Here is a 12,105-nt window from a genome sequence, read left to right as displayed (position 1 = left end):
CGGCGGCGGGGACAATAATGCCCCGTGTCGGCGGCGGGGAGTGCGGGGGCGCGCGACGGGGCCCGGGAGCGCTCACCGCGGACCGCCCGCGTTTTAGTGGTCGGCGGTCGAACCCGAGCTATGACCCGAATCGTCGCCGTCTCCGGCAGCCGGAGCGCGGACAGCACCACGCGGGCCGCGCTCCGCGTCGCGCTCGACGCCGCGGGCGACGCCGGCGCGGAGACCGACCTGATCGACTTGGGGGCCGTCGATCTCCCGCTGTACCATCCGGACGAGGGCGCGCAGGGCGACAGCGAGGCCTTGATGCGCCGCGTCCGCGAGGCCGACGGCGTCCTCGCCGGCACGCCGGTCTACCGCGGCTCCTACTCGTCGACGTTCAAGAACTTCCACGACTTCTGCGGCTCCGACGAGTACGCGGACACCGCCGTCGGGCTGCTCGCGACCGCCGGCGGCGGCTCCTACGGCGGGACGCTCGAACACCTGCGCTCGACGTTCCGGAACGTCCACGCGTGGACGGTCCCCCACGAGGTCGGCATCCGGGGGGCCTCGTCGGTCGTCGAGACCGGCGGGACCGCGGGCGCGACCGGCTCCGACGGCGGACCGCAGATCACCGACGACGACCTCCGCGAGCGCACCGAGCGACTGGGCCGCGTCGTCCTCGAACACGCGGAGCGCCTCCGTCGATGAGCCGCATCCGGCCGGCCGAACTCGACGAGCGCCTCGGAACCGACGACGAGCCGTTCCTGTTGGACATCCGTCCCGAGTCGGACTACGGGGGCGGCGCGATCGACGGGAGCCGGAACGTGCCCGTGTACGACGACCTCCGCGGCGGTGACGAGGCAGCGCTGCGGCGACGCCTCGACGAGGTCCCCGCCGACAGCGAGGTCGTCACGGTCTGTAAGATGGGGATCGTCGCCAAGCGCGCGACCCGCGTGCTCGACGAGGCGGGCTACGAGGCGTCGACGCTCTCCGGCGGCATGAGCGGGTGGAACGGGTACGAGCGCGGGTCGCTCGGCTACAAGATCCGGTCGCTGTGGTGGCGGCTTCGCGGCTGACGGGCGCTCGGAACGCAGCGGCGCACGCGCCCCGCGACCCGCCGGGCTTTTGCCCGGCTCGCGTCTACGACGGCCATGACCGAACCGGGTGACGACGACCGTGTCCGCTAACCGGAAGGGAGACCGCCGCGAGCGCGAGCTGGTGAACGCCTTGGACGAGGCGGGGTTCGCCGTGATGCGCGCGCCGGCCAGCGGCTCCGCGACCGAGCGCGAGCTCCCCGACGTGCTCGCCGGCGACGGCGAGACGTTCTACGCCATCGAGGCGAAGTCGAGCGCGGGCGACCCCATCTACCTCACCGGCGAGGAGGTGGAGGCGCTGCTGTTCTTCGCGCGGAACTTCGGCGCGAAGGCGCGGATCGCCGTGCGGTTCGACCGCGAGGACTGGTACTTCTTCCACCCCGGCGACCTCTACACCACCGACGCCGGGTCGTACCGCGTGAAGAAGGAGAAAGCGCTGGCCGACGGGACCGACTTCCCCGAGTTCGTCGGCGAGACGGAGAAGGTGACGCTCGCGGAGGTCGGCGACGGCGGCGACGACGCGGACGCGACCGACCCCGAGACCGAGGAGCGGCGGACGATTCTGGAGGCCGTCCGCGACGGCCACATGCCGGTCGCGGACGCGCTCGACGTGCTGTAGCCGGACGGCCGCGCTCGACGTGCTGCGGCGGGACGGCCGCTCGCGGACCCCCTCGCTTATCCCTCGCGGCGTCGAATCCCGGAACGAATGAGCGAGGACTTCGGCCTGCTCGAACCGGCGGACCAGCCCGGCGACGAGTGGGAGAAACTCGACGTCTCCGACACCGAGGCCGACCGGATCGCCCGGCGGCAGGACCGCGAGTTCGACGAGTTCCGCAAGCGGATCAAAGACACCGAGCAGTTCAAACTCCAGGAGTCGGTGTTCGACGACGCCACGCTGGCGGCGGTGTACAAGCTGGTCCAAGACGGCTACGTCGACGCCTTCGGCGGGCCGGTGTCGACCGGGAAGGAGGCGAGCGTCTTCGAGGCGCTCGGCGGGCAGGCCGGCGAGCGGCCGGAGCCGGGCTCGAAGGCGGCCGGCGGCGGCCCCGAGGGCGTCACGCCCGAGCGCGAGGTCGCGGTGAAGGTGTACCGGATCAACTCCTCGAACTTCCGGCAGATGCGCGAGTACCTGGAGGGCGACCCGCGCTTCGACGGCATCGCGAGCGACAAGAAGGCGGTCGTGCTGGCGTGGACGCGCAAGGAGTTCGCGAACCTCGAACGCGCGCGGAAGGCCGGCGTGCGCGTGCCGGAACCGATCGCGGTCCAGCGGAACGTCCTCGTGATGGAGCTCGTCGGCCACGCCGAGGAGCGCGCCAGACGGCTGAGCGAGGTCGACGTCGAGAACCCCGAGACCGCCTACGAGGTCGTCCGCGAGTACATGCGCCGGCTGTACGGGGCCGGCCTGATCCACGGCGACCTCTCGGAGTACAACATGATCATCCACGACGGCGAACTGGTGATCATCGACATGGGACAGGCGGTGACGATCCACCACCCGAACGCCGGCGAGTTCCTCGATCGGGACTGCGAGAACGTGGCGACCTTCTTCACGCGGCAGGGGATCGACGTCGACCCCGACGACCTCCGCGCGTACGTGACGGAACCCGAGGCCGACCCGAGCAGGGAGCCGGAGACGGATTCGGGACCGCCGTCGAGCCCGGAGTCGGACGAGTAAGTCGCGTCTATTTCCTCCGCAAGCGGTCCGAGACCCCCGTCACGCGGCGGCCGCCGCGGAACACGCTTAAAAGGCTCCGCCGGGTACGCCGTGGTATGCAACACGTGACGGTTCCGCAGGACCGGATCGGCGTCGTCATCGGCGCCGGCGGCGAGACGATGCGGGAGATCGAAGAGCGGGCGAACGTGCGGCTGGACATCGACTCGGAGTCGGGCAGCGTCGCCATCGAGGAGCGCGACGACCCCGTGGCGGCGATGGTGGCCCCGGACGTCATCAAGGCGATCGGGCGTGGCTTCAAGCCGGAGACCGCGCTGTCGATCCTCGACCACGACCTCCGGACGCTCGACCTCGTCGACCTGTCGGAACACACCCGCAACGACAACGACCTCCAGCGCAAGAAGGGCCGGATCATCGGCGAGAACGGCCGGACGCGCGAGCTCATCGAGGAGCTGTCGGGCGCGAACGTCGTCGTTTACGGGTCGACAGTGGGCGCGGTCGGCCAGCCGGAGGAGCTGGAAGTGGTCCGGCGCGCCGTCGGGATGCTGCTCGACGGGGCCCCGCACGGCGCGGTGTACTCGTACCTAGAGCGCATGTCGAACGAGCTCGACGACGACGTGAGCTTCAACGCGCCGCAGTAAGAAAGCGAATTCTCCTGTCGTCGCCGTTGCGATCCTCCTCCGATTGTAGGCGACCGCTGCTGCGACGTGGCACCCATTATCAACGCCTCAGTCGCTCGGCCGTACAGATCGACGGAGACCACCGCCAAAGCCCCAGTCGCGAGGCGGGCGCACGCTCGCCGCGGTCCTCAGTCGCTCGTCTCACTCGCTCCCTGCGGTCCTTACGTCACCTGCGCCCGCCTCGCGACTGCCCCTTCGAGTCCCGCCCGACCCCGACCGCCACCGCACCTCACCCCTCCCCAGCCTCGTCGCCGGCGGTCGTCGCTTCGCTTCGACCGCCAGCGACTCCAGCGAGGGACCGGAGGTCCCTCTGGCAGCCGGCGCGTAGCGCCGGCGACCTCGCGCGTGCGACTCATCGCCTTCCGGGCGCTCGTCGGCACGCGCCACCGCGGTCCGTATATAAACAATCTGTATCCAGTAGTCGATCTGGAGTTCTATATAAAGGAACGTGTGAACGCACCGCATGCGCCCAGATACTCCCCCACCGTGTTGCGGTTCCGCACGAACCGAGCAAAACGTTTATATAGAATCACAAACAATCAATGGTTGTAATGTCACAGCGCCAGCGGATGGGCAATCAGCCCATGATCGTACTTTCCGAGGAGTCGCAGCGAACATCCGGAAAGGACGCGCAGAACATGAACATCACGGCCGGCAAGGCGGTCGCGGAGTCCGTCCGCACCACGCTCGGCCCGAAAGGGATGGACAAGATGCTCGTCGACTCCGGCGGGTCCGTCGTCGTCACGAACGACGGCGTCACCATCCTGAAGGAGATGGACATCGACCACCCGGCGGCCAACATGATCGTCGAGGTCAGCGAGACGCAGGAGGAGGAGGTCGGCGACGGCACCACCTCCGCGGTCGTGGTCGCCGGTGAGCTCCTCGATCAGGCCGAGGAGCTCCTCGACCAGGACATCCACGCGACGACCCTCGCGCAGGGGTACCGTCAGGCCGCCGAGAAGGCCAAGGAGATCCTCGACGAGGAGGCCATCGACGTCTCCGCGGACGACTACGACACGCTCGTCGAGATCGCCGAGACGGCGATGACGGGTAAGGGCGCGGAGAACTCCAAGGACCTCCTCGCCGAGCTCGTCGTCGATGCCGTCCTCGCGGTCCAGGACGACGACGGCATCGACACGGAGAACGTCTCCGTCGAGAAGGTCGTCGGCAGCTCCATCGACGAGTCCGAGCTCGTCGAGGGCGTCATCGTCGACAAGGAGCGCGTCGACGAGAACATGCCCTTCGCGGTCGAGGACGCCGACGTCGCGCTGTTCGACGGCGCCATCGAAGTGAAGGAGACGGAGATCGACGCTGAGGTCAACGTCACGGATCCCGACCAGCTCCAGCAGTTCCTCGACCAGGAGGAGGAGCAGCTCCGCGAGATGGTCGACCACCTCGTCGACATCGGCGCCGACGTCGTCTTCGTCGGCGACGGCATCGACGACATGGCCCAGCACTACCTCGCGCAGGAGGGCATCCTCGCCGTCCGCCGCGCGAAGTCCGGTGACCTGAATCGGCTCGCCCGCGCGACCGGCGGCCGCGTCGTCTCCAACCTCGACGACATCGAGTCGGACGACCTCGGCTTCGCCGGCTCCGTCGCCCAGAAGGACATCGGCGGCGACGAGCGCATCTTCGTCGAGGACGTCGAAGAGGCGAAGTCCGTCACGCTTATCCTCCGCGGCGGCACCGAGCACGTCGTCGACGAGGTCGAGCGCGCAATCGACGACTCGCTCGGCGTCGTCCGCACGACGCTGCTCGACGGGCAGGTGCTGCCCGGCGGCGGCGCGCCCGAGGCCGAGCTCGCGCTGCAGCTCCGCGACTTCGCCGACTCCGTCGGCGGCCGCGAGCAGCTCGCCGTCGAGGCGTTCGCCGACGCGCTGGAAGTCGTCCCGCGCACCCTCGCCGAGAACGCGGGTCTCGACCCCATCGACTCGCTGGTCGACCTCCGCTCCCGCCACGACGGCGGCGAGTTCGGCGCCGGTCTCGACGCCTACACGGGCGACGTGATCGACATGGAGGCCGAGGGCGTCGTGGAGCCGCTCCGCGTCAAGACCCAGGCCATCGAGTCCGCCACCGAGGCGGCCGTCATGATCCTCCGCATCGACGACGTCATCGCGGCCGGCGACCTCAAGGGCGGCGGCACCGACGACGGCGGCGACGAGGGCGGCCCCGGCGGCGCGCCCGGCGGCATGGGCGGCGGCATGGGCGGCATGGGCGGCATGGGCGGCGCGATGTAAGCGAGGTTCTGAAAGAACCTCGATACCGAGCGGGGAGCGCACGCGACCCGCGAGGTGTGAAGTTCGGTTAACGCCTTCACCCCCCACTCCGACCGCAGCCGTTTCGCCGGACCACTTCACCGACCGACCGTCGCGCGCCCCTTCGGGCCACGACGACACGCGAATTTTATCGACGCCGACCTCCCAGCGACGCGACCGCCTCGTTTCGCTCTATCGTTCCACGCTAGCAACCCGCACACTCGGCGCGCGCGACACGACGGTAACACCCGCGTAACCACCGGACAGCGGTGTCAGCGAGCGATTAAGTGAGTCCCGGCCCTCCAATTTATCGACGAGGTTCTCACGTTCACCATGCCACAGCAGAAAGCCGACTACGCCGACGACACCGAGATCGACGCGGAACTAGACGAGCTCCCGGACGACGAGACCGTCGAGGAGACGGTCGCGAACCTGGAGGAGCGCGGCTTCGACGTGATCGTCGTCGACGACGCCGACGAGGCGCTGGAGACCGTCACCGCCCAGATTCCCGACGGGGTCTCGGTGATGAACGGACACTCGACGACGCTCGAAGAGATCGGGTTCGACGAGTTCCTGAGCGAGGGCGACCACGAGTGGGAGAGCCTGCCGGACCAGATCTGGAGCATCGACGACGACGCGGAGCGACAGACCGCGCGGCGCGAGTCGCAGACGGCCGACTACTTCCTCGGCGGGATCAACGCGGTCGCGCAGACCGGCGAGCTGGTCGCCGCCGACCTCTCCGGCAGCCGCATCGGCGCGTACCCGTTCGCCGCGGGCAACGTCGTCATCGTCACGGGGGCCAACAAGGTCGTCCCGACGCTCTCGGACGCCTTCGACCGGCTGGAGTCGGTCGCGTACCCGCTGGAGAACGAGCGCGCACAGGAGGCGTACGGCGCCGAGTCCGCGATCGCGAAGCAGCTCGTCTACCGGCGCGAGACCGAGGAGGGCCGGACGACGGTCGTCCTCGTGCGCGAGCAGCTCGGCTACTGAACGCCGCACCGTACCGCGACACGCGCTGACGCGGCACATCGTTTCTCTCCCCTTTCGACGACCGCGAGCGCCGCGACCGCCGCGGTCGAGCCCCGATCGCGAAACCGCAATCAGTTTTCGGCCCCTCCGAGAACCGTCGCGCAGGTCCCACGATGGCGTCACATTCGACGGAGTTCTCGACGGACGCGTGTACGCTGTCCGACCGTCGCACCCTCTCGTACGCGACCGGCGGCGACCCGGACGGCCGCCCCGTCGTCGTCCACCACGGCACCCCGGGGTCGCGGCTGTTCGGCGCGCTGGTGGCCGCGCCCGCGGCCGAGGTCGGGGTCCGCGTCCTCGTCCCCGACCGCCCCGGATACGGTCGCTCGTCGCCGCCCGCGGCCGAGTGGTCGTGGCGCGACTGGGCGGCGGACCTCGGCGAACTCCTCGACGCCGAGTCGGTCGACCGAGCCGGCATCCTCGGATTCTCCGGCGGCGGGCCGTTCGCGCTGGCCGCCGGCGGCGACGACCGAGTGGCCCGAGTCGGCCTGATGAGCAGCGTCGTTCCCCCGACCGAGAACTCCCTCGCGACCCTCGCGTCCGTCCCCTTCGCCCTGCGCGTCGTCTTCCGACTCTCGAAGGCGTTCGCGTCGGTCTCCGTGCCGGACGCCGTCGTCTCGCAGTACACGGACCGGTCGGTCTCCGACGCGGTCGCCGACGCGGTGGCGGCCGACTTCCACGAGGCCCTCGACCGGGGCGCTCGCGCGGTCGAACGCGAGAACCGGACGTTCGCGAGCGCCTCGTTCGGCCCGGACACGCCCGACCTGCCGCTCCGCGCGTGGCACGGGACGGCCGACGAGAACGCGCCGCTCTCGCCAGTCCGCTCGTTCGTTCGGGAGACGGACGGCACGCTCCTCGACCGGCGACGGGCGGCGCTGGAGTGGGCCGACGACACGGAGTGAGCCACGAGCGAGACGGTGCTGTCGCTCGCGATATTGCTCGCGGCAGTACAGCGGGCCGGGAGGGATCCACGCGAGCGAAGCGAGCGTGGGTCAGTCGCACCCGACGGGTGCGACGGGATTCGAACCACGCCCGGACGTGCTCGTTCGCTTCGCTCACTGCGCGCGACCGGTCTCTTCGAATCCCTCCCTCAGCACAGCACCGCCGCTCGCGATATTGCTCGCGGCAGTACAGCGGGCCGGGAGGGATTCGAACCCCCGACCGTCCGGTTAAAAGCCGGACGCTCTCCCTAACTGAGCTACCGGCCCAGACGAATCGCAGTAAGGGTAGCCGACGGATAAACGTTTAGAACCGCGGGAGGCGTCGCCGTCGCCACCCGAAACGGTTTCCGACCCCCCGCCGTCGCGCCGAGCATGGAGTTCGACATGCGAGCGTTCGCCGCCGACCTCTGTCGACACCGCTCGACCGCCGGCGAGGAGGCGGCCGCGGCCGCGTTCGTCGCGGAGCGCCTCGCCGATCTGGGCTTCGAGACGTACGCCTGGGACGCGGATCCGACGGTCCTCGCCGACCACCCCTCCTTCCCGGACGACCTCGACGCGGCGACCGTGGAGGGGCGGCGCAGCGTCGCCGGCGTCCTCGAACTGGGCGGCGCGGGCGACCGTGTCGACGCGAGCGCCGACGGCGACGCGGCTCCCGAACCCGCCGCCGACCCGGTCCCGACGCTCGCGTTGAACGGGCACCTCGACGTCGTCCCCGCCGAGCCGAGCGCGTGGTCGAACGACCCGTTCGAGCCGGTCTGGCGCGACGCCGGGGCCCGCCCGACGGACCGGCCCACGGAGGGCGGAAACGACGAACTGGGCGAGACGCTCACCGCCCGCGGCGCGGCCGACATGAAGTCGGGGGTGGCGGCCTGCGTCGGCGCCGCCGTGGACCTCCGGGCGGGCGTCGCCGACGGCTCGGTCGACCTGCCCCCGTCCGGGCTTCGGCTCGTCGTCGAGGCCGTCGCCGGCGAGGAGGACGGCGGCTACGGCGCGGCGACCGCCGCGTTCGCGAACCCGTATCCCTTCGAGCGCGACGCGGCCATCGTTGCGGAGCCGACCGAGCTGCGCCCGGTCGTCGCCTGCGAGGGGTCGCTCATGGCCCGGCTGGAGATCGACGGGCGGAGCGCCCACGCGGCCACCCGCTGGCGCGGCGAGGACGTGCTCCCGCGGTTCGAGGCCGTGCGCGAGGCGTTCGCCGACCTGGAGGCGGAGCGCGGCGAGTCGGTGTCGCACCCGCTGTACGAGGAGTTCCCGATCCCGTGGCCGGTCGTCTGCGGCCGGGTCGAGGCGGGCTCGTGGGCGTCGACGGTCCCGGCGACGCTCGAGGCGGAGTTCCGGATCGGCGTCGCGCCCGGCGAGACCGTCGCGGAGGTGGAGGCGGCGTTCCGCGAGCGGCTGGCCGAGGTCGCCGCCGCCGACCCGTGGCTGCGCGACCACCCGCCGCGGTTCGAGCGGTTCTCCGTCCAGTTCGAGCCGGCCGAGGTCGCCGCCGACGAGCCGGTGGTCGAGGCGGTCCGCGCCGGCCTCGCCGCGACCGGCCTCCCGGACGCCGAGCCCCGAGGGGCGACGTACGGTGCCGACTCGCGGCACTTCGTCGCGGCCGGCGTTCCGGCGGTGCTGTTCGGGCCGGGCACCATCGACGAGGCGCACTACCCCGACGAGACGATCGCGTGGGAGCAGGTCGAGCGCGCGCGGGCCGCCATCGCCGCGGCCGCGGAGCGGTTCGCGCGGGACTACGCGGCGTAATCGTCGAGAGAGGATTCTTCCGTGTCGCGCTCGGGTCCGTCCCCGGGCGCGGTTACCGGTCGTCCGCGAGGTACTCGTCGACCGCGTCGGCGACGAGCGTCCCCGGCTCGACGGTCCCCATCGAGGCGCGACGTCGCAGTTCGACGTACGTCTCGGGCGGGAGGCGGACCTGAAGGCGGCCGAGTTCGACGCCCGCGTCGCGAACGGCGTCGTCGATGTCGGCCCCGTCGTTGACCGCGGACGCGATCGCGCGCACTTCGCGGACCGTGAGTCCGCCGTCTATCGTCGCCCACGCGAGCAGGTAGCGGTCCCGCCCGCCGAGCCGCGCGACGTGTTTCGCCGCGCTCGGCGCGATCCGGCCGTTCGCGACCTGCCGACGGATCGCCTGCGGGAGGTCGTGGACCCGCGCCCACTTGCGGATGAACGCGACGGAGACGCCCTCGCCGGCCCGTTCGGCCGCCTCCTTGTACGAGCCGACCCCGCGGACGAGCGCCGCGCAGGCCGCGGCCCCGCGCAGCATCAGGACGTTGTCGTCGTCCCCGACGCCGCCGCCGGCGAAGCGGCCCACCGTCTCCGCGGCCTCGCCGACGCTGTCGGGGTCGTTCGGGTCGAACCCCACCGCGTCCGCGGCCCGGTCGCCCGTCACCGCCGGGTCCGACCGGACCACCGGCTCGCCGATGGGTGACTGCCGGTCCGCGCGTGACTCCTCGGTCATACACACCTCTTCGGGGCTGCGGATATAAACGCCGGGCACCGGGGCGGAATTCGCCCGGGCGACCGACCTCCGGTTCGGGCGCTCTGTCCTCCTCGCGGTCGCGTCCTCGCTTCGCGGTCAGCTTCTCGTTCCGCGGTTCGCCCCTCACTTCGCGGCCGGGGCCGTCCCGTCGCCGTCGTCTCCCTCGTCCGGCCGCCTCGCGTACAGGACGTACGAGTAGCCAGCGGTGATCGCGGCGGTCGCGACCGCCGGACCGACGAGGAAGTAGATCGCGTACTCGCCGGCGAAGAGGCCGACGACCGCGAGCGCAGCGGAGAGCTTGAACAGCCGGCCGCCGAGCGCGTGGGTGCGGTCCCAGACGGCGTCGTCGCTCAGCGTCCACGGCGTCCGGATCCCGACGAACCAGTTCGGTTCGACGTGCGGCAGCAGCGTTCCGAGGTAGTAGAACAGCGCGGCCGCGCCGGCCACCGCGACCGTCGTCACGTCGACCGCGTAGCCGAGGTTGACGGCGAGGACGGCGAGGTGGAGGGCGGCGAGGAACGCGGTGACCACGACGACGAACCGGTCGTAGTGGACCCGGAACCCGGCGATGTTCTCGCCGAGCGGGTCGATCCGCGGGAGCAGCGCGAACAGGCCGACGAGGCCGGCCGCGAGGCCCGGCACGAGCCACATCCCGGCCGTGCGGGAGAGCGTCCCGGTCGGCTCGCCGGCGGCGTTCCACCGCGTCACCATCTGTTCGGGGAGGTCCGGTGCGACCGCGAGGCTGGCGGCCCCGGCGGCGGCGACGAGGAGGGCGGCGACGCCGAACCGGAGCCGCGTGGAGAGTCGAGGACCTGTCATCCCCGGGATCTCCACGCCCTGAACTGATAAATATATGGCACCGAACAGGCGTTTCGACCCCCTGAGAAGTGTGAAAAGTCGCGATTCCGACACTCCGTGTGTAGTTGACCGTCGAAGTTTCTGTTTTCTAATAGTTTTGGGCAAGGACAGAGCACTCGGATGAGGGATCAAACGGGATCGGGACGCGTCCAACGCGAGAACGAATTTTATCGTAAACGCTGGCTGGCCGGTGTCTCGTGGCTTGTAGTGCGGGTTCTCGACGGCTGTTATTTCCCAAACGATGCGGCGTCCGACGGCGTTCTCCTCGCCATCTTATCATGCTATCTAACATCTCACTATGTTTATATACTCAGATACCCTACTATACGGTACACCATGAACACTCAACTCCGTATCGGTCACTTCTCCCCCGACGCACCCGCGGTCGACGTCCGAATCGACGGCGAATCTCTCCTCGAGAACGTCTCCTTCGGAACGCTCGGCGACTATATGGACGTTGAGGCCGGCTCCTACGACGTCGATATCGTCCCCGCCTCTGGCGACGACGCGGTCCTCTCCGCCACGCTCGAGATCGACGACGGCGCGAGCTACACCGTCCTCGCGATCAACGCCCTCGCCGACATCGAGGCGCTCGTCCTGACCGACGACCGCTCCGCCGTCGACGCCGGCGACGCCCGCATCCGGTTCGTCCACACGGTCCCGGACGCTCCCGCGGTCGACGTCATGGCCGGCGGATCGCCCCTCTTCGAGAACGTCGCCTTCGGCGACAGTTCCTCGCTCGCGACGGTCGACGCCGACGCCTACGACATCGACGTCCGTCCGAGCGGCTCGGAGGACAGCGTCCTGCGCCTCTCGGACATCGACTTCGACGGCGCGACCGCCTACACCGCGTTCGCGACCGGCATGCTCGGTGACGACAGCCTCGACGCGATGCTCGTGGCCGACTTCGTCGCCACCGACGCCGACGACCGCACCATCACGGCCTGATACGGCCCGAAGCGTTCGTCAGCCCCGCGGTGTGAGACGCGTGCCCGCTTTCGGCACGTCAACGACTCGATTTTCCTGATTTCCACCCCATTCCGACGACGGGACGTACCCCTCGACGCACCGCCGTGCGAACCGTCCCCGATGTGCCCGGTGCGACGCAACCCTTA

The 12,105-nt window shown here is 70.4% G+C and carries 12 protein-coding genes and 1 tRNA gene; 10 read left to right on the top strand and 3 right to left on the bottom strand.

Translation table 11 applies throughout. The features are described 5' to 3' along the window. Positions 1–120: 120 nt before the first annotated feature. From C464_RS15235 to C464_RS15200, 8 genes are all read left to right on the top strand, one after another. Positions 121–687: an NADPH-dependent FMN reductase gene (locus C464_RS15235; protein ID WP_006114655.1), complete on the top strand. Its 567-nt coding sequence runs from the start codon at positions 121–123 to the stop codon at positions 685–687. Continuing rightward, positions 684–1,055, top strand: a complete 372-nt coding sequence (locus C464_RS15230; RefSeq protein ID WP_006114654.1) for a rhodanese-like domain-containing protein — start codon at positions 684–686, stop codon at positions 1,053–1,055. Before C464_RS15235 ends, C464_RS15230 begins: the two co-directional genes overlap by 4 nt. Positions 1,056–1,143: 88 nt before the next feature. Continuing rightward, positions 1,144–1,692 (top strand): Holliday junction resolvase Hjc, encoded by a 549-nt coding sequence (gene hjc, locus C464_RS15225; protein WP_006114653.1) that lies wholly within the window; start codon positions 1,144–1,146, stop codon positions 1,690–1,692. A gap of 87 nt (positions 1,693–1,779) precedes the next feature. Then, the gene (gene rio1 / locus C464_RS15220) at positions 1,780–2,748 is read left to right on the top strand and encodes a serine/threonine-protein kinase Rio1 (RefSeq protein ID WP_006114651.1); all 969 of its coding nucleotides are present in this window, start codon (positions 1,780–1,782) and stop codon (positions 2,746–2,748) included. A gap of 95 nt (positions 2,749–2,843) precedes the next feature. After that, positions 2,844–3,386: a KH domain-containing protein gene (locus tag C464_RS15215; protein WP_006114650.1), complete on the top strand. Its 543-nt coding sequence runs from the start codon at positions 2,844–2,846 to the stop codon at positions 3,384–3,386. 623 nt (positions 3,387–4,009) lie between these two features. Next, the gene (gene thsA / locus C464_RS15210; protein WP_080510466.1) at positions 4,010–5,662 is read left to right on the top strand and encodes a thermosome subunit alpha; all 1,653 of its coding nucleotides are present in this window, start codon (positions 4,010–4,012) and stop codon (positions 5,660–5,662) included. Between the two features lie 351 nt (positions 5,663–6,013). After that, a complete protein-coding gene (locus C464_RS15205) occupies positions 6,014–6,670 on the top strand; it encodes a lactate utilization protein (RefSeq protein WP_006114647.1) in 657 nt (218 codons plus the stop codon). A 152-nt stretch (positions 6,671–6,822) separates the two neighbouring features. Continuing rightward, positions 6,823–7,611, top strand: coding sequence for an alpha/beta fold hydrolase (locus C464_RS15200; RefSeq protein ID WP_006114646.1), 789 nt, complete (start codon positions 6,823–6,825; stop codon positions 7,609–7,611). A 232-nt stretch (positions 7,612–7,843) separates the two neighbouring features. On the opposite strand, the gene C464_RS15195 is transcribed toward C464_RS15200, so the two are convergent. Beyond that, positions 7,844–7,917: transfer RNA gene (locus C464_RS15195), tRNA-Lys, on the bottom strand. Between the two features lie 105 nt (positions 7,918–8,022). Here C464_RS15195 and C464_RS15190 point away from each other — a divergent pair. After that, a complete protein-coding gene (locus tag C464_RS15190) occupies positions 8,023–9,396 on the top strand; it encodes a M20/M25/M40 family metallo-hydrolase (RefSeq protein ID WP_006114644.1) in 1,374 nt (457 codons plus the stop codon). A gap of 52 nt (positions 9,397–9,448) precedes the next feature. Here the strand turns inward: C464_RS15190 and C464_RS15185 are convergent, their stop codons facing one another. Continuing rightward, complete coding sequence (locus C464_RS15185; RefSeq protein WP_006114643.1) at positions 9,449–10,111, bottom strand: DUF7119 family protein; 663 nt, start codon at positions 10,109–10,111, stop codon at positions 9,449–9,451. 144 nt (positions 10,112–10,255) lie between these two features. Next, entirely contained in the window at positions 10,256–10,951 is a 696-nt protein-coding gene (locus C464_RS15180; RefSeq protein WP_006114642.1) for an SdpI family protein, read from the bottom strand. Between the two features lie 375 nt (positions 10,952–11,326). On the opposite strand from C464_RS15180, the gene C464_RS15175 reads away from it, so the two are divergent. Continuing rightward, positions 11,327–11,938, top strand: coding sequence for a DUF4397 domain-containing protein (locus tag C464_RS15175; RefSeq protein ID WP_006114641.1), 612 nt, complete (start codon positions 11,327–11,329; stop codon positions 11,936–11,938). The last annotated feature ends 167 nt before the right edge of the window (positions 11,939–12,105 follow it).

The sequence above is a fragment of the Halorubrum coriense DSM 10284 genome, assembly GCF_000337035.1.
Taxonomy (GTDB): Archaea; Halobacteriota; Halobacteria; order Halobacteriales; family Haloferacaceae; genus Halorubrum; species Halorubrum coriense.
Note: the sequence above shows the minus strand (reverse complement) of the source record. Positions and strands in the feature narration are given on the sequence as shown.